This window comes from Flavilitoribacter nigricans DSM 23189 = NBRC 102662 (genome assembly GCF_002646595.1).
Taxonomy (GTDB): Bacteria; Bacteroidota; Bacteroidia; order Chitinophagales; family Saprospiraceae; genus Flavilitoribacter; species Flavilitoribacter nigricans.
The window spans coordinates 44933-66934 of sequence record NZ_PDUD01000043.1 but is presented as its reverse complement, the minus strand read 5'-3'; the positions used below and the strand labels follow the sequence as shown (position 1 = coordinate 66934).

The window sequence follows — 22002 nt, the reverse complement described above, 5'->3', positions numbered from 1 at the left end:
CCTTATCTTTCCGTCTGTTTATCTAAAAAATCCTGCACCTTTTCTAAGCATCGGTTGATAATCCGTTTTTCAAGCTCTTTGACATCTACCTCAGACATTCTTCTTTTCCCACTTACTGATGGTGCATTTTCCAGCTGAGCTTTTATTACAATCTCTCTAATTTCCAGCGGCATCCTATCGTTATTTAAGCACCTTTCTTTGTTTCAAAATAATCGTAAGCCAGTTCTATAGATTCCACTGCTACTTCATTTGATAAGGAATCAAATTGAGCAATTTCCCATTTTACAGGCCAAACATTATGGAAGGTCCAGCTCATCAGTGTTTTCGAATTTTGGCCTTCCTGCGAAAATTGATCCAAAAGATGCACACTTACCATTAGCGGTGTGAAGGAGAATTCATTAATACCTTTTTCAATCCACTGTCGGAGTTCCGAATCCAAAATCAAGCCCCTTTTTAAGATCAGGTTAGGATATTTAGTCGTAGTTGGGAGTTTGTGCCTATATTGTAGCACCCCCCCTTCTATTACTTCTTCAGCGGAAGTTTCTGCAGATAAACCGGATACTTCTTTGAAACTTGCCTCCTTATCAGCTTTTCCCTTAAGTCCTTGAAAAAACACCTTAAAAAAGAAACTTACCGGGGGGTAATATGTACTGCTATTCGCCATTTAACCAAACTCCCTTAAGGATTATTTTTGTTTTTGATGATCAAGGTTTCGTAAGCAATCTCAATCGTATCGATTGCCGCTTCATTACCATCGGATTTCATATCGGTGCTAGTGATCTTGGTAGGCCAGGCATTATTCAGTTCCCATATCATAGTAGGCTTACCCGTTTCATTAAGTAATTGGATAGTAACCTTCTCACGTCCTTTGGTAATAGTATTGAGTTTGATCTGAGAAAACCAATCGAAAAATTTATTATCTCCAACAAATACCCCACGCTTCATCGTAACGTTGCTTACTTTTTGAATGCCCGGCATTTTAATCGGTAAGTGCACCGGGCTGTCACCGTGCCGGTATTCTATGATCTGAGCTTCCGTATCCAAACCACTAACCTCCGAGAAGCTGATTGTAGCACTGCCCCAACTAACTTTGAAATAAAATTTGGGCATTGGCCAAATCGCGTTTTCCTTTTTACCTGTAGGATCTGCCATTGTAGGTGTTTTAAGTATTTTTTTTCAAAATAATAAGTGTGTAAAGTAATGTCTTTCAATTTGTTGGTCGGCTTGCAGCAACTCAACAATAGATTCAAACATACTTTAAGAGGTAGCCATTTGCTGTTCGTAGGTAATGATAATGAATTCTGCCGGGCGGACTACGGCCAATTTAACCTGTACCCGCATGATACCTTCGAGTATATCCAAGGCGGTCATGGTTTTACCCAGTCCTACTTGTACCGAATAAGCGTCTGCCGGGGAGGCACCTTGGAGCGCCCCTTCTGACCAAAGGTTGTGAAGAAAATTGGAAATCATTGATTCGCACAACGTCCAAGTGGAAGCAGCATTAGGTTCAAACACCAAAGAGAAAGCCGCATTTGCAACCGATTGCTCAACCATAATCAAAAGGCGTCGAACATTGATATATTTCCAATCCAGGCTATTGCCATCCATAGTACGTGCCCCCCAGATAATAGCTGGTCCCCTCCCGTAGAAAGAACGAATGACATTGATGGATTTACCAGCCAGTGCATCTACATTCAGTGGTGCCTGCTGGTCATCATTAATGCTGACCATGGGAGCTACCACCGAGTTGATATTACGATTCGCGGGAGCCTGCCATACTCCTTCTGTATTATCTACAGTAGTATAGACTCCGGCAATGGCGCCAGTCGGAGGTAAAATGTTAACCTGGTTGGCAATAGCTGCCATAATATTTTGGTAGTAGTTATTCTTGGTTTCCAAAGCGGTATTATACTGCATTAGCAGGCTGGAAGCCGATGAAATGATCCCATTCAGCGCTTTAAGCAGCTGCGCGAAAGCGTTTTTGTACAGTGGTTCGGCAATATTAAAGGCTAGCTTTGGCTTATCCGCTTCTTTCACATCAGCTTTAAATACATAAGGATCAACAGGAGTTGCTGGTACTGGGATCCCCCAGGTGGTCAATTTATCTGAAATAGCACTACCAGCTGCTGAAGAAGGGAATTTACTTTCCAGAGCTGCCAAAAGCGTCATGGTGCTGGCTAATGTACCCTTGGGGTTACTTAACAGCGCTATATTGTTTTTCAGATCATTCGATTTTAGCTTGTTAGCGGCCCCATCTTTGGTAGATAAGATCCCCGTATTTCCCAGATCAAAAATCAGTTGATACATATTTGCAAGGACGGTACTTTGATCAGTAATTATCACCTTTGGGTCAACAGCGGGAGATCCGTTGAAGGCTGCGGACCAACTTGGGTAAACTGTAGCAGATGTTGCCCCGGTAAATGTCAGAGGAGATGTAATCAGCAAGTGTTCCTGCAAATTGTTTAGATCTGATGTCAGCTGATCCAAACTAGCAAGCAAAGGTTCTCCGACAATGATGGAACTTATATCTGTAAGATTGGGGTCTGCCTTATCTGCATCGATCGGTTTATAGATATTAGCATATGTTAGTTCAGAGGCATCTACCACTGCACATTCTAACCAAGGATAATAAGCGATGGCATAACTGAGATTATTGACCCCCATATTGTTTCTAAAATTACTGATTACCGATGCCGGATCATCGGGACTTAACCAGCCCTCATAGATATCCAATAAAGCCACTCGATCCCTTAGAGAACCAGCCTGACTAATCATCTGCTGCTGCAATACGTAGCAATCTTCTGCTTCGTTTAGGGAGAGTGCATCCGGCATAATGATCATTGTTGGTTTGGGGAACTGAATCAGTGGCAGTAACTCCAAACCGGCTAACATTTTATCACGGTCAGCCGGTTCGGCTTCCAGGACAAGTTCTTTATTATCATTGTAGGTAGGCTGAAGATAAGTACCTACAGATACAATGTAAGCCGGGCCTCCCCCATTTAGATAGAATAGGCGCAGGCTATTGTACATATAGAATAGCCCTACCTTTGCTGGTCCGATCTTATAATATTTACCTGAAACCGTGAAGTCATAGCTACCCGGGGGAATCATACTGCCATCAGCGGGTTTTGGCACTAAATTGATTGGGAATTGATATTCCGGAGCACCGCCGAAATAGCGGTTATATTCGCTCAGAGAGTTGATGAGCAGCGGTTGGTTGATCAAAGATTTACCGTTCCGTTCGGCTTTTTCGGTATAACCGATAAATGCTGGAATCGCGGTTGGAACCTGTGCAATTGATGGTGGAAATGCATTTTTTTCCACAGTGTAAACCCCTGGGGTCATGGGATTATTAGCGTTCATCATATTATTATTGGGTTTCAGGTAGGTATTTGTGAGAATGATCTTATTTACGCGAATAAATGTATACAAATCCAAATATCTATCATAATATTATTCTTTAAATAAAGATTTTTTTTAATTTTATTCCTGTTCATTTCCTTTCTTGAAAAATTTTCTATTACTTCATTTTTTTAAATAATTTCAATTAGTCTTAGGAGTAATTAGAATTCCGTATTATCCGGAATGATTTGCTTAATGCATCGGGTTGTGATGCATTAATAAAAAGGTAATGATAAAATAAAAAGGTTTATATCTACTCGATTAACCTTTTGTTCTGCTTTACTCTAATTTTGATATTAGGGAATATCACTAATTGCTTAAACAGTGCAGATACCGAAAGGTATAGGCTACTGGCCTTTTTGGAAAATAAATTGAAGCCATCTCCAAAATCCTTCTTTTTCACCATCAAACACATTTTTGAGATGTCTTCTCAGTAAAATACATCTAAAACTTAAACCAGACACAAATTAAATCCAGTATGGCAGAACAAAATGCGGGCAATTCCAATGGGAAGAAAAAGCCTACCAACTCCAAACAAATGTGGAATAATTTTCTGAAGGATATTGATGAGATCCTGAAGACTATTTCCACAAACGAAGTTAAGATAGCGGGCCAGGATACTAAAGATCTGCAAACATTCACCGAAAAAGAATCTAATCTTAGGACTGCTGCCGAAGAGCTTGGAGGTCCAGTTCCGTATTCCAAGGCCCCAGATTGGAAGGATATCCTATCCGATACCCCTTCAAAATCTCCCGTTCAATTTCGAAACATCATCTTCAATATATTGAAGGAAAATACCCTGGCTGATGATGAACAAGAAATTAGGAGTATCAATCTGCTACAGACTATTCATGATGTTTTCGAAGGTACCTACGTAGATCTGATCAGCGAAGGGAATGCTCCTAAAGACAAACTTTCATTTGTATTATGGATAGAAGCATCTATTTTTCAGTTGGAGAAAAATTTAGGGGTTCCCAAGCAACAGGAAATAGTAGATGGCCTTAATAAACTTGTTTTGGATACCTCCCAAAAATTAAAAGGTGCTTCATGGAGTGAATTTGAGAGCAAGTCTCCCAATACCGGTGAACCCTTACCTATTCCAACAGGTTCCGGTGTATCACCTTGTGCAGAAAGTGATGCTACTGGTATATGGCCAGAACATTTTTGTCCAACTATTTGGGAAATTCTGGCTAGTAAGGAGCAAACCGAGGAGGAGGTTGAGCAAAATACTGAGGATATCCTCAACAGGCTGAAAGGGGCGTTGAGCAGTTATGATCCCAATAATGAGACATCGATAAGGAATTGGATCAATACTACTATCAATGGTATCCCTTCCAGCGTAATATCTAACATAAAGAAAGAGGAACTAATCGCAGAATTAGAAGATGCAGTTACCCAAATTTTTCCTCAACCTGACAAAATGCACTTCTACACCACATTACAAACCAAACTTTTTCAGAACATCTATAATCCACCACCGGTAGATGTGCGTACTGATCAAATGTTGGAGGATATCAGAAAACAACAAGAGATCATTGCCGGAGCCCAGAAGAGAATACAGAAAGATTTTCGGGGTTCAGTTTCTACCGGATCAAGTATGGATACAGGCATAGATACCGGAACAGGCATAGATACCGGAACGGGTATAGATACCGGAGCCTTTAACAATAGCACTCCGCATTTTGAAAGTGTTGAAAAGCTGGTGGACAATTTTGTGCAGCGCCACAAATTGCATATTGGGAGAAAGCAAGAAAAAGAATTTAAAAAAGATCTGAGGAATATAATAAGGTCAGGTATTAGTAAGACTTTTGAAGATCTGGTAGAGCAGGGTACCCAGGGAGAATTAATTAGTGCTACGTACGACCGACAGATCATAACCAGGGTTTCAGACTACACATCCAATCTGCTAAACAAATTATCGGATGATCTAGATAAGGACATCCCTATCAATCAGTCCAAATCTTTAGATGCAGCCAAAAGTATAACTGCAGCTGCGGTAGCATTTAATCAATATGCGCAGTCTTTGGTAGGTTTATATGCAGCTTATCGTGGAGAGGGCGACAAACAAGGGAGCGGCAATAACTACCAGGTAGTTAAACAGTTAATGGATGGAATTTCCGAAAATAACGAAGGCAGCATCACGGATCTAGCTAATGCTATCTATATGGGCACCGGAAAGCCCGAGCCGCTCGTAAAACAGGCAGAGTACTACGGAGTACAGGTAGCTGCCTCAACGGCCGGACTGAACACATCTTTGCAGAAACTTTTGTTGGGAGAGCAAAAGGACGCCATGACCGCGTTGAATACTATGAAATTGAAGGTAAGTGCTGTGCTCCAGCAAAAGCAGAATGATCTGCAAAAAGACACCACAACTTATTTTAGCAATTTGGATGATTACATCAAGTCCCGGCAGGACTTTGAAATGGATCTATTCAATCGAGAAATCACCTATCAATCCAGGGAAGATCTAAAAAATATCATTGAATTAGGAGAATTGAACTATTTGGCAGATTCCTCTGCCAGTTTCGCGGATTCCGGCGAATAGTTTTATAAGCTCGAGATGGCCAGCAAAGGCCAATTCCTAATTATCTAAAAATAAAATAATGGCTACTACCGAAAAAAATAATGGTACTGATGAATTCGGCACACCCGAAACGGTCAACTATATTCATCAATTATATAATAACTGGCAGAACGCCAAATTGCAACTCAAGAAGCTTCAAGGCAACCTATCTATTTTGAAAAACCAGAAGCAAAATGTAGGAGAAGAGTTTACCCGCATTCGGAAAGAAAGAGCTGAAGCTCAAGATAGTTTGAAAGCGGCAAATACGGCTCTGAGAAAAGTGGCATTGATTGTCAGTTTCTTTAATTCCAGGATGCAACAGACCCAGCTTATGGTAAACGATGCGACGGTCATGGCGCAAAGAATCTTTGAAGCTACAGAATTTGTCAACATGCAAGGCCTGGAGCGAGTAGAGGAAATCAAGCAACGGGTAACAGCCTTCAACAAAGGAGATAAAAAAAATGATGATAACGAGAAATGGTCAGACATTTTTACAAGTAAGATTGTCGATGCCGATGCAATGGGGCAGGCCGCCTTTACTGCCGGAGTAAAAGCGGTAAAGGCTGCATTTGCTGCTTACATTACGAATCAACAGATCAATCGGCGAACTGCCCATTATTTCCAAAAATTTTCAGCTTTCGAAAAAGAGCTTCGAGACGTGATAACCCGATTAGGAAAGGAGGCAGCATTAATTAATCGGAGGTACCTTGTTTTGGAAGCCAAAAATGAATCGCTTGATCTTCAGGTGGATGATATTAATACAAAGGTGCAGGATTGGGAATTTATTGTTGCTCAAACTCATGCAGAATACAATGCTGCCCAGCAAGGTGCTGAGTATAAATATACACCAGCCACATCACCAGCTGGATAGCGCTCTTTTGTAGGTTGTCTAAGAAGCAGAGTGTTTTGCTCTGGCTCAAGCAGAGCACTCTACTTTTACCGCTTCAGTTATATGGATTTAATCTTCCCAGAAAAAGCCGGAGGTTTACCCCGGCGCAGTATGTTGGAGCGCTACTACCGGGTGTATTACGGTTATGTGCTAGATTCTCTGCGTTATCTGAAGGCCGGCGTTAAATTTGGCCCAGACTCTTCCATTGGAGATGCTAAATTCGTGATCCGAATAGCTAATACGGAGATTGTAATCGACTATTCGGATCATCTGACTTTAGCTCCACAATTCGAAAAATATCCCTGGTATTTCAAATTTCACTATTCAGAGGGATATCATGAAGCACACGATAATTTGTTTCCATTTTCTCCCGTCAGCTTTTACGACTGGCAACAATATCACTATTTAAGGCAGCAAATTAAGTACACAGCAAATGGAGAGATGATCCTAAGTCGTCAGTATCCTCATGGTAATGCTTTGCATCGCCGTAAGCAGGTGCAACACCTGCTTAAAGATAGATACGGCGCGCTGGCAGCGACCGAACGGATCGAACAGGTTCAATTTTGGAAAGAGATCAGTAATTCGCTAGTATCAGTCTGTGTACCGGGCGCCCGAAACAATATCCTTGACCGAGGGCATCTGCAGTACCTAGCATTCGGAGCCTGTACCATTTCTCCAAAGATTATCACCATGCTTCCCGGCTTCAGAAAGTTAATTCCAGATGTACATTACATTCAATGTTCTGACGACTATTCAGACTTACCGGAGAAAATAGCGCATTGTAGAAAAGATCGGAAAAGGTGTGTGGAAATTGGCAGGAACGCGCAGCAACTATTTCTTGAAACCTCTACTCCTCCGGAACTATGGAAATGGGTAGTCACCCAAACACAAAAAAAACGATCTACAATGCCGGAACCCCCAGCCAGTCTAATTAATCGTACAGTAGACGTGGTAATTATATCCAATGCTACAAATCGAACTTTGAGGCAAGTGACAGAAAACTGCATTAGCTCTTTACTAACATCCGAAGATGACATTCAATTCAACGTAGTGGTAGTAGAATCGATTCATGGAATAAATTATGACCGAGAAGGAGTTGAAACAGTATATCCCGAGACTCCATTTGGTTATCACGCCTACCTTAACTTAGGCCGCAAGAAGGGCAGCGCTCCCTACGTATGTCTGTGCAATAACGATTTAGTCTTTGAGAAAAAATGGGCCAGTAGAATAATTAGGGCCATGGAAGCACAGCCTGCTATAGTAAGTGCTTCTCCCCTATGCCGACATTATCATCCTACCCAGGGGATTAAACCGAATTCCGGCTTGATAGAAGGTTATCAGGTAGCAAAACATATTGCCGGATGGTGTATCTTTCAGCAGAGAAAAATCTATGAAACTATTAAGGAATTAGATGAGTCGTTTATTTTTTGGTATGCCGACAATGATTATAGTGAAACCATCAAATATCACGATTTACTACACGTTTTGGTAACAAACTCCTTTGTAGATCACCTGGCTAGCACAACGATTCGAGTCACCGAGGATGCCAGGCGTCGGCAACTAACCAGTCAGCAAAAGTTGCTTTTCGACAGAAAATGGGCGAAAACATAGAAAGTTCTCCATTACATATGCAAGATAAAATCCTACTTTCTATCCTTATACTGAGCATTCCAGAGAGGCATACGTCCTTTTTGACTCGGTTACTCCGCCAATTAGAAATGCAAGCTCTTGGTCAACCTGTGGAAATTTTAGTATTTACTGATAACCGCCAACGTACTATTGGTGAAAAAAGAAATCAACTTGTAGCATTGGCTAAGGGAGATTATTTCTGCTTCGTCGATGACGATGACCGTGTCGCACCAGACTACGTAATTCATATTCTGCGAGCACTGCACAGCAAACCGGACTGCGTGGTTTTTGACGCTTGGGTTACTTTGAATGGAATAAGAGGTAAAATATGCAAATACGGAAAAGAATACCAGCACCGAAACGGCGCAGCAGCTTACTATCGAAGGCCCAATCATATTATGGTACACAGGAGGGATAATGTGAAGGATATTCAATTTTTAGCACTTAACTTTGGGGAAGATGACGAGTGGGCAACAAGGGTAGTTGAACGGGTAAAAAAGCAGGTACGTATCCCAAAAATCTTATATTACTATGATTATTCCCGAACCACTTCACGATCCGGCAGATAAGTACCATCATTTTCCATAGAATTTGATGTGAGCTAAATTTTCCGGAGTTACGATATTGAGGCAGAGCGAAAGGTTATCCATAAAATCAAAGAAATCCTTATATAGTGGACCTGGGGGGGATGGCTCTAACGAAAGGATGGAGACTCCGTGATCGGTATTAACCGTATGGAGGCTTATACTAGGGTCCTGATTTATCTCCTGGACGGCACGAAAAACAGTACCACACCAATTTGGCTGTGTATATTCAAGATTATGCGGCATAGTATCATGGACCACAACAAATCCATTATCGTTGATGCTAATTAAGCTGTTTTTAAGATCCCGTAACGCCTGTGCTGAACGATGGTCTCCGTCAACAAAAATCAGATCAAATTTCCTGTCATTTTGCAAGAAAAACTGGTCGGAGGTGATACTGAGCACTTTAGACAAAGTACTCCCACCTGGATTGATGCCAATCTTATCCTCAAGATTAATCCGGGAAAAAGTAGTGCTTTCCCGGACTCCAATTTCCAAGTAGGATCTAAGCTGGTATTTATTAATTAGAAAAATTAATACATCATATCGTTTCATAAGGCTTATAGCTGTTTTAGCAATGCTGGATATCTGGAACTACATTTTGGAATTTAATGATTTCAAAATCGTCAATAGTAAAGACGTTATGAATGAACGGATCAGTCTACAGAGGATAACTACTTCCTGTTCAACAAATACGATACTGAAGACGCTGGTAGATCTTCAGCAGATATGCTACAGTCTCACATGATCAAAACCCCGAAAAATCATCGACCACAGCTCTTGTCTACTCCGCTGAATGAACGTATTTTAACAGCCAGAGCCGAACAAAGCGTTCCTGGGGCCAAACCATTCCGGCCTATCCGGATAGAGGTAGCATATACTTTGCCCATAACAGCATCGTGTGAAGGGGCCCTTTGTTCAAGCGAAAGATCCGCTTAGGCTCCGCCTTCGGTTAAGGGACTTAATGTTAGAGTCAATTGACCAAAGTCTGAAAAGTAAAAAACATGAATACTCACGCTGACAAAAAGCAAAAAAATAAAAGCCACTCGGCAGCAAATGCAGTTTCAGGAAAGCAAGGCAATAGTGAGTCTACTTTTCAGTTTGCAGACAATCGACCTGAAGCAGTTGTACAAAGAAAGCTGCAGGAGGTGTCTAATAATAGCCCGCGAGTAAAAGAAGCTGCTCAATTGCAAAATATGATAACAAATCATTTTAGAAAACAACAAGATATCCAGAAAAAAGGAAATAGAACTGGTCTTACAAATAACTCGAAAGGACAAATAATTCAGAGAGCAATTGATGTTGAAACACCTAGTTTTAGAAAATGGAAAAAGGATACAGAAACGGACGCAGATTATGTATATAGAACTTACTTTAGAAATAACGAAAGAGAGCAACGACTATGCCAAGCAACCGGTTCAACTCCCAAGGATATTATAGCTATATTAAATCGTTATAATGATGATGATCGTGGTTTTAGGAGTATCCAGCATCTTGAATCATCTGTTCATAGTGATCTATTCCAATCATTTTTTCGTGCTGGGTACCACAAAAGGCGAGCGAATCTTCCAGCGAATCAGGGAAGAATTCCGGTAAATTCTCCAGAAAACTCCCCAAGGATGAAAGTATATAGAACAATGGGAGCGAGAGAATTAGCAGAAATTAGAAAATGGGCAGATCAGCAAAATAATATCAAAACCGATTTAATTGTTGGTGATCCTGATTTAGAACGTGAAGTTAATGATATTGAAAAAGATCTCGAATTGCCTAGGAGCGGCTCACCACTTCCAGTTCGAAATCATCTTGGAGGTTATGATCAAGCAACTACTTATACTAATCCAGGCAGGGAACCAAAGTTTTTAATTGAATTTACCTTGACTCGACAGGCCCCACGCCTTTTGCAGGATACAAATACAATTGCATTACAGTACCCTAACCCACGTGGAGCCATAGCGCAAATTCATCAATGGCACAATACCCAGTTTGAAAGGGCGCCAGCAGATGGAGGAGGGGGAGAAGGGCTTTCGCCTGGTAGAATTGGATTAAAATCCGAAAACAGAGGAGGAGAGGCACTGAGTATCGCTATTGGCGAGAATACAGAAACTAGGGAGCTATTCCAAACAATGGTATCGAAGGTGAAAATTGTAAATTCCATACCGGCAAAGCCCTAATATTAAAATACCAACAATAAAATAAAAATTATTAGATTGATTTAGAAAAGCCTAAAACGGGATAGCCCATAAGCGGGGCTACTTCGTTTAGCCGGCCCTTTATAGGGAATAGACCGAAATCTAAAAAGGAAAATAATGAATACTCGCGCTGACAAAAAGCAAGAAAATAAAAGCCACTCGGCAGCAAGTGCAGTTTCAGAAAAGCAAGGCAGTAGTGAGTCCACCTTTCAGTTTGCAGACAATCGACCTGAAGTAGTTGCACAGAGAAAGCTGCAGGATATGGCTAATAGTAGTCTACAAGCCAACCAAATTGCTCAGCTGCAGGCTATGACAAACAACCATTCTGCTCAAGGACAACAGCCCATCCAAAAGAAAGAAAACAACACGGGTTTACCTGATAATTTGAAAATGGGAATGGAAAACCTATCCGGATATTCGATGGATAATGTGAAAGTGTATTATAACTCTGATAAATCTGCTCAGTTACAAGCACATGCTTATGCTCAGGGTACCGATATCCATTTAGGATCAGGACAGGAAAAACACTTACCTCATGAAGCTTGGCACGTGGTTCAGCAAAAGCAAGGCAGAGTAAGTCCAACAATGCAGATGGAAGGAGGAGTAAATGTTAATGATGATAAAAGGTTAGAGAAGGAGGGTGACACGATGGGGGTAAAGGCTTTACAAATGAAAGAAAATAATAGCAGGGCGGCGGCTAATTCAGTTGCTCAGAAGAAAAGTACTGTTAAACAAGGGTTTGGTTTTGTTGATAATCGATCAGAGGCTATTTCGCAACGGAAACTGCATTCACAAGCCAACTGTTTCACGCGAGATTGTGGCCGATTGGGGCGAGGAAATACCAAGACATTTGAACAAGATAATAGTCAAAATAGTACTCTTCAACGAAAAATAATAATTGCGGATGGTTATGTGGCAAGTGAAGAAGACGCAAATGGTGATGAAGATAAAAAATTAGTTATAGATGAATTAATTAAAAATGAAATGGAGTATAAGTTTAGCACATATAGGGGATATATTGCTGACGTAGTTATGCGTGCTGAAATGATTAAGGGAATGAGGTTTCTCAATAGTGACATTTCTCCATTCCGCTATAACTGGGAGAGTGACCATCTTAAAATGCCGTCTGAATGGGTTGGAGTTGACCATAAAAGTAATGATCCTGGTGATGATGGTAAGGGAAGTGCTTTTATACCTGCCGAGGGTAGGACCTCATTGGAGGCCGTAGAATCTATATTTAGAGCAGCGGGGAGTGAAAAATATTATTTGGATTGCTCAACAGCGATATTAGCAGTCCAATATAAAGCACTATTAGCAGCGTATACGGAATTAGAAAATGCGAATACTTTTAATCGTGCTGAAGGTAGAGATATGGCATTAGCACCCGAGGGTGTGACTAAAGTGAAATTCAAGCATGGATTTAAAGATACTCCTGGGGATGAACTAAAAGAAGAAATCACGCTTAAGAATCAAGATCACCTCGCACCTGGTGACTCCGTATACTTTAAAAATTATTCAGATTATGAGACAACGCATGAAGGCCCTGAGGCTGCATGGGCAGGTGAGCATGCAGTGTATATTGGGAATGGACGTTTTTCTGGTTTTGGAGCAAATGATCTATCATATGATGATATGGTTCAGACTCTTGTTAAAGCATATAATGAACAAGGAAGGAATTCTAAATGGAAAAAGAAAGACGAGCCTGAAGATTATGGTCCTAGTATAAGTGGAACGCTACCAGGGATGTTAAAAACAGTGAATCGCTTAAGGCCACCGAAAGGGTTAGAGTAATCCTTCTGTCCAATGTAGCTGAAAAGTGAATTGGGGGGCAGAGTAAAATTATAGACTCAGATTATGCCCCTAACATAAACTAAAATCCATTAAAAACGTCTTTTAGCCCAATTTTGGCGGTAATTAAAATGAAAGAAAAACATTTCATAGAGAATCAATCAGAAGTTAAATACAAACTTCGAAAGTTAGATTTATGAAGCCCAATCATTTCACACTATGATGCAATCTGTACTATCACTATTTTAACACAGGTTCCTAAAATACAGAGCACTAAAAACAAGTCAGTGAATTGGGCCGTCCCTGTAAATTCTAAGCACTTAGCTTGCAGTTTATTAAGTAGGAAAAAGGCCAATAAAATACCCCGAATCTAGGCGCATTTGCCTATTTTCGGGGTATACAATTTATTATCTATTGACAATCAAGCAAATCTTGTATGGAAAACCAAATTTTCTGTACACAAGATGGCCGAGATTTGCGCTGGCAGATTTTTCTTCGCGATCCATTGGGCCAACTTCACCAATCCATTCCCTTTGAGGTCTTAGCCGCCCAGTTTCCTATTCCTTCGGGCCGAGGTGCGCCCAGTTTTTTCGATGTCAAAGGCATGATCGGGCTCCAGATCCTGAAAGCCTATCTGAACCTGAGTGACGACAAGCTACGTCAGCGGATCAACACCGATTGGGCCCTGCAGTACTTTTGCGGTATTCGCCTGGGGCCGGGACAAATGATTAGAGACAAGGATATTGTCGGCCGCTGCCGCCGATGGCTGGCTCAACATATCGATTATGACCGTTTTCAGGAAGCATTGGCCTGGCACTGGCAGCCTCACATGGAACAAAAAGCAGCCGTTTTAATGGATGCCACCTGCTATGAGGTGGGCATTCGTTACCCCACGGATGTTAAACTGCTGTGGGAGTGTTGTGAATGGATATGGTCGCTAATCGATACCCGGAGTCGGCTATTGGGCCAGCCCCGCATACGGCGCAAACAAAAGCAGGTTTACGAACGCTATGTGGCCTTTCAAAAGCTCAGACGAAAACCCACCGGGCGGCGTATTGGCATTACCCGTTCCTTGTTGCGACTATTGAAAAAAGGGCTTGACAACTGGGCCAAAATGAAGCGCCGTCATGGTCAAGCTATCGTCCTGTCCCAAAAAGGAATGGAACGTAAACAACTCGTTGAACAGGTCTATGAACAGCAACTGCTCCACTTCCAGGATCCCGAGGCCAAAATACCGAACCGTATCCTAAGCCTGGCTCAACCTTGGGTACGTCCCATTGTGCGGGGAAAGGAGACTAAGAAGGTGGAGTTTGGTCCCAAAGTGCATCTGTTCAATGTGGATGGCATCAGCTTTGTGGAACACTTTAGCTTTGATCCCTTTAATGAATCGCAGCGTCTGCAGAATACCGTCTCATTACAGGGTCATTTTTAATGAACGCAAATAAATTTTCTGTTGATAATACTCGAATAATTCTCTTATCAAAGGGAATATAAGCGATCACAATTTTGGAGTGACGGTGTAAAATAAAGAGTACCCAACGCCGACTGAAAAATAGAACTGAAGAAGATTCAAGTCATCATCAAGATGGTTAAATGTATTGATAAGCTGTGGGTTTGCATATCGGTTCCTGCTATCTACTAGATTAGTGGGCGTCCAGTGAGCACTAAATTCGACAAATAGGTAAGTTCTTCTACGGGAATGCAATTTTAAACCCGCTCCTCCCATCAAACCGAAAGTATACTCACTGCGTAAGGCGGGCCCGGTGGCACCGGATAATTTGCCCTTATTGATTCTTCGGGAGGCAAGATTGATCTCAGCTGTTCCGGTATCAAAAGTATTTTCTTCGGAAAAAGAGATAACCGGTCTTACAAGCACAGCATTTTCAAGTCGTCGGGTTGATATGCCGCCTAAGATGTATGGGAAAAGACGGTCTACTAGAAATTTAGCTTCTTTTTCCAGCGGATTCTTCAAACTCTCGGCCCGCCTCAAGACAAAATGATAGCGCATTCCCAGATTAGCCTGGATGCCTCGCCAGCGTTCATCAAATTCAAACTTGGCATCCATCCGCTGTCCATTAGGGGCCATGGCATTCCCATAATTTCCTTCGTATTTATAGCTGTTCCATTGATGACCTATTCCCAGGAAATATTCCAAGCGTGAAAACAAAGGGCGATAACGGAATTGTAATTCGAAGTGGGGATCATAAAGGTAGCTGTAATTCCCGGGGGACTCTTCTACCTGGTTAGGAGTAAACTGACGAGTACTATAGTGATAACTGGTATGCGATCCGCCGAGAACGGCCATGGAGAACCGTGGTTCAAAGATGAATCTGCCAGCAAAAAAACGAAAAGACTGGGTTCGGTTTGGTCCGGCCCGGTATTGAGGTTCTAATGGATAAATCTGTTTGAAGGCCCACTCCGCAGTATCAAATTTTCCCAAGCTTAGAGCTGCCTCGGTATATATCTCCAATATTTCTACCTGCTTGGAAATCTCCAGTCTTGAATCCAATAAACATCCCTCCAACATTTGTAGAGCCTGCGCCGGATAGGGTTTCAGAAGCGCTCTGGCATCATCAAGGAGGTCTAGGCAATTCAAGGACCCGGAGTTGAGAGAAGGTTCTGAAGACTTAATGGTCGGCCATCTTAAGCCCAATTTTTCGTAGGATTGACGTAGTAATCGGTTCGCTTCCGTACTTTGAATGCCCTGAAAAGCTTTTGCCTCAACACAAGGGTCTAACTTGGCGATCACCTTACCAAATTCCGAGCGGCGGAAATCCGAACGAGCGGCGCGCAGCAGGGATTCACAATGATCAGGCTGAGCCAGAGAGGGGCTCCAGAAAAATAATATGCAAAAGCAGGTGATGTATTTCATGGTTTCTTTTTTAAACCAGTCCAAACTTTAATTACAGGCAGGTGGTCTAATTTTTTCCTGAAAATGCTCCACCCATGGTTTCTGCCAATCGTTCGAATCCAGTCCTCTATCTCTCAATAATCGGCAGATCCGATCCGCATAAATCCTTGGATCTAAGTAGAAGCGAACGATACGGCCATCTTCTGTTCCAAGCAGTAATTCCCGGCTATCTCTTGAAAAAGCGATAGCAGTCGCCGAGAGCCCCGGAAGATCCAATAGGATGGGCTGATAGGTCGTAGGAGCCTTCAGATATTGTTTTACATTGATGATACCAACTTTTCCATCGCGTGCCAGGGAAGCCTGGAATAGTGCATCAGGGCTATATTGTATGGCCACAATTGCCGATCGATGGACCTGGAGGCGAAGCAGAGCGACACCGGACCCCGTGGTATCGATGTACACATTTCCGTCCTTATCTCCGAATGCCAACTGATCATTTCGGGTAGCAGCCGCTATGGCGCTCAGGCCACCCGGCCATTCCGACATGGCCCGCCCGTTCAGAAATCCTTTTCCATTGCGATCAAAACCCACATAATTTCCTTTGATGCGGGCTATTGCTATCAGAGATTGTTGATTGTCGGTCCGTGCATTAGGAACTTTGGATTCGGGATTGATCCAGTAGAGGGAATCAGCGTAGCCGGCAAGAAGAAACTTTTTACTTTCGGATTCATACCAGGCACCGGTAGCGCCCCATTTATTAGGGTATGGCACTATCTTTCGCACTCCGGATCTGGTATTAAATAATTGAACAAAAGGCAGCCGACTGCAAATCAACAGCCATTCCTCATCATCACTGGTAGTCAATTGATTATGTACCTCCGGGTGAATGCCCTTCACCTGAACAGGAGGCGGACCGCCAAATGCCCACTGCTTAACCGTCCCATCCATACCGGCAGAGTAATATCGATCTCCAACAGCCACGATACTTAAAGGCGATTCCTGGTGAACGTTTTCGATCCTATCGCTATCATCCCCGCTTAAAGATTGTAAGCCATGGTAAAGTGCTTTGTAAATGGCATCATTATATATATTGCCCAGGGGAGTATTATTATTGACGTCAAAAGCCTGGTAGGCCAGGATCGCTTTTCGATTTACACTATCTGCCGGCAGTTGGGGCACACTTAGTGCAACATTTTGAGATTTGATAATGAGGGACAGCGCTTCGGCATTTTTCCGGGCATGGTTGGCGGTATCTACAGCTTTAAGGGCTTGATCACGGTATTTATTGACCGTGTCCAGCTGCATACGCAGGATATCATTCAATTTGAGGGCAATCACTTTCTGGGTGTCGGCTTCCTCAGCCTTTCTTTTAGCAATAATGGATAGTTTGAGAGCCTTTGTTTCATTACTTTCCGCCCGGTCACGGCGTGCTACGGAGCTATCCCTTTCTATCCTTAGAGAGTCGGCTAATAACTGAGCGTCTGCACGAAGCTTCTTCGCAATTTCTGCGCTATCCAGCGCTTCCTGCTGCTTTTCTTCAGCAACCTGACGGGCTTTATCGGCATCTTTCCGTTGTTCATCGGCGTCTTTCCGTTGTTCCGATAAACTCCAGGCAAGTCCTAACAACAGTAAAATCACCACTACTACTGCCCCTTGCAACATCCACCGCCGACGTTTCACTACCCAGTCGCTCTTCCGCACGAACTCCATTTCTTCATGCGTGAGATCCAGGTAAGGCAATGCCGGCATGACCCGAGTCAGTTCCTTGTCTGACAAAAGCTCTTTGCGATCATATTTCCCCCGGATCAATGTCGATGTTTCGCGGCGTATGGTGCGCCGACCCAGGAAACGTTGTTGCAAGGCAAGAGCCAGGGTATTACTGCTGAGACGGAGGGTATTCCCGGAAGATTCAGTGACCAGACCGGCCTTTAGCAATGACTCCATGGCCTGAGGCAGAGCAGAAGGTTTTATCGCCTCCTGATGCAGCAATTTTTCCAAGGCTTCCCATGACAAAGTTGTCAAAGTACCACTTTCCGATGTCAGCCGCTCCAATACAGCCTCCCCTGCTTTCCGGGCAGCGGCACCGGATTGTTGTTCCAAGGTGCTCAGTTCTGCATCTACGAAAGCATTCATGGAGTTCAGGCCTTCGATCGTTTCAATTTTTTCGGAGAGCTTACTCATGTCCAACCAATTGTTGTTGAATATATTTGAATTGCACCTGGACCAGACTCAGGTTGGTATTCCCCTCTTTGTCCACTACATTTTCCATGATCTGAGTATGAAGCGCCTCTTTTTTTTGAAGACCTAGTAAATCCAGTAAACTGTCGGTCAAAATTGAGGTCTGTTCCCATTTCATAGGTTCCAGCCTGTATTGCCGTTCCAGCATCTCCGGAACTTTAGCCTGGAAAGCAGGCAAGTAGGAAAAATACTCCTCCCGCATGATGAATATGAGTCCGCAGGCAACATCGTGCTGAAAAACCTGTCGTAGGTGTCGGTATAAATTACCCAAAGCTTCCTCATCCAAATGAATAAACCATTCTTCCACCTGGTCAAAGAATAAAAATCGCCGTTGCTCTCCAATGGGTAAGGGATCATCGAAGGCTATATCCAGAATGCGGATTTCATTGTGCTTCCCAACCGGTGCTGCAAATAGAGCTGCCCACTGTTCATTTTCCAGCGTGCTCCCGCAATTGATCAAGCGGCAAGGAAAGAGCTGCTGCACCCGCGGCACCAAGCCGGCTTGAATCAAAGAGGTTTTACCCACCCCTGTAGGGCCGTAAAGCAATGTCACTGAGCCTCGCAGGTCGTTTATAATCTTATCGAACAGCACTTGAATTTCTACTTCTCTTCCCAGAAAGGTGGCAGCCTGGTCGGCTTGATACGGCAGTAGACCAGGGAATAGTGATTCCGGTAAAACATTCCTATTCAGCTCAGGGATTTCAACCAGCCGGGCTTCCATTGAAAAGAGTTTCGCAGCAAGGCTATCGTGTACCAGTTCATACTGCTCGTTCTCTATCGGGTTTAGTATACGACGGTCCGTGAAGAAATTCAGCATTCGAATGATATCGCCCTGGCTATAGCCGGGAAGGGCTTTCGCAAGTTCAGGTTTCGATAATGGACGGCGCGTCCCTTTTTTGGAAACGAAAGCCTTGAGAAAATTGATAGCCTGGCCTTGAGCGAGTTGCTCTTTTATAACAAAATCCGCCAATTGCTCGTCGAGAAAGGTAGCCAGCACGTCATCTAGTTTTCCAAGGCGTTTAACTGTCGGCAAATCGAAGGTTGTCTTATGCTCTACTACGGGAGCTTCCCGGTATAAAAAATCCAGAAAAACCTGCAGGTAAGGAAGGCGAACACGTCCCCGTTCCGCTATTGCCTCTACTATCTGTTCTGCAATAATGTCTGATACAGGAGCCAGCACTTGTTTGCGCGTTGCAGCAGTTTGCTTAATCACATCCCGTGCCGCTCCAGGGCTCATAGGTTCCACCCGTAGCCGCTTGCGAAACAGACCATCGGCCTCTTTTTCAAAGGCATAAAGGCTGGCCAGATATTCTTCTCGGATTATAAAGATGACCTTACAGGGCAAGGCCCCAGCTGCCACTGCAGCGAGCAGTTTCTTTTCCTCTTCATCATCTGCCTGGCCTAAACCGATAACTTTTAGGATATCTGCTATGAAGGTAGTCTGTTCCTCTTCTTTTCCCAGAATAAACAACTCTTCCAACTGGTCAAAAATCAGGTAAATGGGGCGTAGATAGTCCAAATAAAGCCTAAAAAGTAATTTGATCGGGGAAGTATTAACGGCCGGCGGATCCTCCATCTTATCCCGAATGGCCTTTATAAGGGAAGCGTTAATATCACTATTATGGCGAATGTAAAGATCCAGCCAGTCGGAGGTCTGAAAACGACCGGCAAGGCCACAATTTACCAGACTCGTCTTGCCTGTTCCAGATTGGCCGTAAACCAATAACAGATTGGCTTGGAAGGCGTATTGGTAGAGCTGTTCGATCTCCTGATCTCTTCCGAAGAAGATATCAATATCACCCCTACTGTAGGGGTTCAGGAACTTGAATGGGGAATCGCCTTTATTCGGCATATTTGATCTTTGCATCGGTTCGGGCATTTCGGAGACTCCTCAAGAAGTGCTCAAATAGGTGAAAGACAGCTGGAAAGTTTTGTTCTGTGACCCGGATCGTGCCACCCTTCAATTGGCTGTCCACTTCCATCTGGTAATCCAACTGATCGGTAAACTGGAACACAAAGATCGGCTTACCTTGCTCATCCTGTTCAATATGATGAAAGAAGTACAACTTGGACCGCTGCGCCCCCAACAGGGCATTCTCATCAATAATGAAAGGCGAAAGACTTAGTGTTTGAGAAAAATCCTTGATATCACGCAGTAAAATGACCGACCGGTCTTCGGTAGGCAGGGCAGAAATGCGCTGTGTATCTTCTATACCTTCGATAATGCGAAACTGGTTAACCAATTTGAGTAAATAGCCTTCCTTTTCGAATCGAACCTTCTGATATTCGATCGATTTTACTGTCAGCAATTTGTAATTCACGCAAAAACCGAGTCGGGTAAAAATGATCGCCAGGTGTCTTTCCCCCTGGAGGCAGAGGCTGGATAATTCTGCTTCTGTGCTATCCACGGGCAACTTATGCTTGATGTCTTCCAGAAAAATGTGCGCCTCGTAAAAAGCCCGGCCAGAGCTCTCCTGACTACCAGATCGGCCCTCATCAAAAGCTTTTTTTAGGCCGCTCAATTCCCTGATAAACGATTGCACGGTATTCTCGGCCTGGAGGAAGATATTCTGGATAAGCTCAATTAACTTAATAAAGTTGTAAAAACGTACTTCTGAGGGGCGAAGTGAAAGGTACATCTCAAATTCATCAAAAAATTCTGATGGGATTCGCTTAATCTTTCCGGCATATATGGCTTCCCACAATTGTGATAGTAGAATAAAGAAGAGAAAGCGTACCAGGACATCATAGGTGTTGATGATCTGCCCGAGGCGTTCCCGGCTCAGCTGTTGGCCGGCATCGTGTTGTTCGCCGAAAACCAGTTTGCGAAACTGCTGACCGATCGGTGCTGGAAAAATGTTGATCAAAGCTGCACGTACCGCCTTGTACTCAAAATTGCCGAACTGACCGTAAAACTCTTTCCATTTGCGAATATCATCATTGGACTGACTAAATTCCCGGAACATATTCATGACCAGTTCCTCGTTCAGTTTTGGGCCGGTTTCGGTCTGATGAGGCGTTCCCCAGATTATTACCTCCCGATGATTTTCAAGTGGCAGGCAATAATCCAGTACGGCCCTGGCCTCCGGACTATCTTCACTGCCATTTAAGTACAGCCCCCAAGGAAAAGAAGTCGAATTATTTTCTGTTAAACCAAGACCGCGGTGAAATACGCCCAGTGAAAGCTGTTCGAGGGATTGAGTCAGACTGGAGGCTGATCTAAATGCTTCTTCGATGGTCACATTCGGTTGAGCCAGCGCCTTGTAAAATTGACCTGCAAAATCTTTAGCCAGCGCATCATTGATCTCTACAGAAGTTGCAATGACTGCCGGAATACCAAGTTCCAGCAAGTAGTCGACCTGACTGCGCGTAGAACATCCATTGAGAAAAACGAGCTTTAAGGCCTGTTCACCACCAGATGATTTGTTCTGTAAGGCCAATAATTCAGCGATACCACGCGCATCTGCATCCTGTTTTTCGAAATGTAGTTTACGGCTATTTGCATGACCGGCATAATGAAAAATCGCTACCCGACCCTGATAATCCGTTAAATAATGATAAATTTTCCTAATGTCAGCGTGTTGATCCCGGTATATTTGGATGAGCTGCCGGTTTTGAAGAGGATTTAATTCGCGAAAGATATCTTCGGCTTCCTGCTGCAAAAGCTGCAGATAAGTATCTTGGTCATTTGCAAAGGCCAGAAATATAACTGGAATTTGTTGCATCGCTCGCGGGGTTCAAAACGCTTAAACGAGAGAATATAATGGAAAACTCTAATTTAAATAATTTATTATAAATATTGTGATAAACTGCTGATCAATACAATCCTTCTTTCGGTCTTTATATGTAATGGCGAACAACCCGGTTGT

Annotated in this window: 16 protein-coding genes; 7 read left to right on the top strand and 9 right to left on the bottom strand. The window is 43.1% G+C overall.

Annotated elements, in window-relative coordinates; all coding sequences use genetic code 11:
- Window positions 1-2: 2 nt before the first annotated feature.
- The 4 genes from CRP01_RS42555 to CRP01_RS33295 all read right to left on the bottom strand — a co-directional run bounded on the left by CRP01_RS42555 (window position 3) and on the right by CRP01_RS33295 (window position 3366).
- Entirely contained in the window at window positions 3-173 is a 171-nt protein-coding gene (locus CRP01_RS42555) for a DUF5908 family protein (protein ID WP_170110645.1), read from the bottom strand.
- Window positions 174-184: 11 nt separating this feature from the next.
- Window positions 185-664: a phage tail protein gene (locus CRP01_RS33305; protein WP_099154409.1), complete on the bottom strand. Its 480-nt coding sequence runs from the start codon at window positions 662-664 to the stop codon at window positions 185-187.
- A gap of 14 nt (window positions 665-678) precedes the next feature.
- Window positions 679-1152 (bottom strand): phage tail protein, encoded by a 474-nt coding sequence (locus CRP01_RS33300; RefSeq protein ID WP_099154408.1) that lies wholly within the window; start codon window positions 1150-1152, stop codon window positions 679-681.
- A gap of 105 nt (window positions 1153-1257) precedes the next feature.
- Window positions 1258-3366 carry a phage tail sheath family protein gene (locus CRP01_RS33295; RefSeq protein WP_143473647.1) on the bottom strand — a complete coding sequence of 703 codons (2109 nt, stop codon included), beginning with the start codon at window positions 3364-3366 and terminating at the stop codon, window positions 1258-1260.
- Between the two features lie 514 nt (window positions 3367-3880).
- Between CRP01_RS33295 and CRP01_RS33290 the strand changes: the two genes are divergently transcribed.
- The 4 genes from CRP01_RS33290 (at window position 3881) to CRP01_RS33275 (ending at window position 9052) form a co-directional block, all read left to right on the top strand.
- Window positions 3881-5947, top strand: a complete 2067-nt coding sequence (locus CRP01_RS33290; RefSeq protein WP_099154406.1) for a hypothetical protein — start codon at window positions 3881-3883, stop codon at window positions 5945-5947.
- Window positions 5948-6005: 58 nt separating this feature from the next.
- The gene (locus CRP01_RS33285) at window positions 6006-6836 is read left to right on the top strand and encodes a hypothetical protein (RefSeq protein WP_099154405.1); all 831 of its coding nucleotides are present in this window, start codon (window positions 6006-6008) and stop codon (window positions 6834-6836) included.
- An 81-nt stretch (window positions 6837-6917) separates the two neighbouring features.
- Window positions 6918-8465: a hypothetical protein gene (locus tag CRP01_RS33280; RefSeq protein ID WP_143473646.1), complete on the top strand. Its 1548-nt coding sequence runs from the start codon at window positions 6918-6920 to the stop codon at window positions 8463-8465.
- Between the two features lie 17 nt (window positions 8466-8482).
- Entirely contained in the window at window positions 8483-9052 is a 570-nt protein-coding gene (locus tag CRP01_RS33275; RefSeq protein ID WP_170110644.1) for a glycosyltransferase family A protein, read from the top strand.
- Window positions 9053-9058: 6 nt separating this feature from the next.
- On the opposite strand, the gene CRP01_RS33270 is transcribed toward CRP01_RS33275, so the two are convergent.
- Window positions 9059-9622: a class I SAM-dependent methyltransferase gene (locus CRP01_RS33270; RefSeq protein WP_099154402.1), complete on the bottom strand. Its 564-nt coding sequence runs from the start codon at window positions 9620-9622 to the stop codon at window positions 9059-9061.
- A 449-nt stretch (window positions 9623-10071) separates the two neighbouring features.
- Here CRP01_RS33270 and CRP01_RS33265 point away from each other — a divergent pair, with 449 nt between their 5' ends.
- From CRP01_RS33265 to CRP01_RS33255, 3 genes are all read left to right on the top strand, one after another.
- Window positions 10072-11238, top strand: a complete 1167-nt coding sequence (locus tag CRP01_RS33265) for a hypothetical protein (protein WP_099154401.1) — start codon at window positions 10072-10074, stop codon at window positions 11236-11238.
- A gap of 135 nt (window positions 11239-11373) precedes the next feature.
- Window positions 11374-13047 carry an eCIS core domain-containing protein gene (locus tag CRP01_RS33260; protein WP_099154400.1) on the top strand — a complete coding sequence of 558 codons (1674 nt, stop codon included), beginning with the start codon at window positions 11374-11376 and terminating at the stop codon, window positions 13045-13047.
- 433 nt (window positions 13048-13480) lie between these two features.
- Entirely contained in the window at window positions 13481-14476 is a 996-nt protein-coding gene (locus CRP01_RS33255) for a transposase (protein ID WP_099154399.1), read from the top strand.
- Window positions 14477-14542: 66 nt separating this feature from the next.
- Here CRP01_RS33255 and CRP01_RS33250 read toward each other — a convergent pair whose 3' ends face one another.
- Genes CRP01_RS33250 through CRP01_RS33235 form a run of 4 tightly spaced genes read right to left on the bottom strand, consistent with a single transcriptional unit; the run spans window position 14543 to window position 21858 of the window.
- Complete coding sequence (locus tag CRP01_RS33250; protein ID WP_099154398.1) at window positions 14543-15916, bottom strand: hypothetical protein; 1374 nt, start codon at window positions 15914-15916, stop codon at window positions 14543-14545.
- Window positions 15917-15943: 27 nt separating this feature from the next.
- Window positions 15944-18076 carry a WD40 repeat domain-containing protein gene (locus CRP01_RS33245; RefSeq protein WP_099154397.1) on the bottom strand — a complete coding sequence of 711 codons (2133 nt, stop codon included), beginning with the start codon at window positions 18074-18076 and terminating at the stop codon, window positions 15944-15946.
- Window positions 18069-20000, bottom strand: coding sequence for an ATP-binding protein (locus CRP01_RS33240; RefSeq protein ID WP_143473645.1), 1932 nt, complete (start codon window positions 19998-20000; stop codon window positions 18069-18071). The genes CRP01_RS33245 and CRP01_RS33240 overlap by 8 nt, the downstream gene beginning before the upstream one ends.
- Window positions 19975-21858: a CHAT domain-containing protein gene (locus tag CRP01_RS33235; RefSeq protein ID WP_099154395.1), complete on the bottom strand. Its 1884-nt coding sequence runs from the start codon at window positions 21856-21858 to the stop codon at window positions 19975-19977. Before CRP01_RS33235 ends, CRP01_RS33240 begins: the two co-directional genes overlap by 26 nt.
- Window positions 21859-22002 lie beyond the last annotated feature (144 nt).

Coding starts and splice junctions, on each gene's coding strand:
- CRP01_RS33265 (WP_099154401.1), top strand. CDS start 10,072: ATGAATACTCACGCTGACAAAAAGCAAAAAAATAAAAGCCACTCGGCA.
- CRP01_RS33260 (WP_099154400.1), top strand. CDS start 11,374: ATGAATACTCGCGCTGACAAAAAGCAAGAAAATAAAAGCCACTCGGCA.
- CRP01_RS33270 (WP_099154402.1), bottom strand. CDS start 9,622: ATGAAACGATATGATGTATTAATTTTTCTAATTAATAAATACCAGCTT.
- CRP01_RS33275 (WP_170110644.1), top strand. CDS start 8,483: ATGCAAGATAAAATCCTACTTTCTATCCTTATACTGAGCATTCCAGAG.
- CRP01_RS42555 (WP_170110645.1), bottom strand. CDS start 173: ATGCCGCTGGAAATTAGAGAGATTGTAATAAAAGCTCAGCTGGAAAAT.
- CRP01_RS33280 (WP_143473646.1), top strand. CDS start 6,918: ATGGATTTAATCTTCCCAGAAAAAGCCGGAGGTTTACCCCGGCGCAGT.
- CRP01_RS33250 (WP_099154398.1), bottom strand. CDS start 15,916: ATGAAATACATCACCTGCTTTTGCATATTATTTTTCTGGAGCCCCTCT.
- CRP01_RS33285 (WP_099154405.1), top strand. CDS start 6,006: ATGGCTACTACCGAAAAAAATAATGGTACTGATGAATTCGGCACACCC.
- CRP01_RS33295 (WP_143473647.1), bottom strand. CDS start 3,366: ATGATGAACGCTAATAATCCCATGACCCCAGGGGTTTACACTGTGGAA.
- CRP01_RS33245 (WP_099154397.1), bottom strand. CDS start 18,076: ATGAGTAAGCTCTCCGAAAAAATTGAAACGATCGAAGGCCTGAACTCC.
- CRP01_RS33305 (WP_099154409.1), bottom strand. CDS start 664: ATGGCGAATAGCAGTACATATTACCCCCCGGTAAGTTTCTTTTTTAAG.
- CRP01_RS33255 (WP_099154399.1), top strand. CDS start 13,481: ATGGAAAACCAAATTTTCTGTACACAAGATGGCCGAGATTTGCGCTGG.
- CRP01_RS33300 (WP_099154408.1), bottom strand. CDS start 1,152: ATGGCAGATCCTACAGGTAAAAAGGAAAACGCGATTTGGCCAATGCCC.
- CRP01_RS33235 (WP_099154395.1), bottom strand. CDS start 21,858: ATGCAACAAATTCCAGTTATATTTCTGGCCTTTGCAAATGACCAAGAT.
- CRP01_RS33290 (WP_099154406.1), top strand. CDS start 3,881: ATGGCAGAACAAAATGCGGGCAATTCCAATGGGAAGAAAAAGCCTACC.
- CRP01_RS33240 (WP_143473645.1), bottom strand. CDS start 20,000: ATGCAAAGATCAAATATGCCGAATAAAGGCGATTCCCCATTCAAGTTC.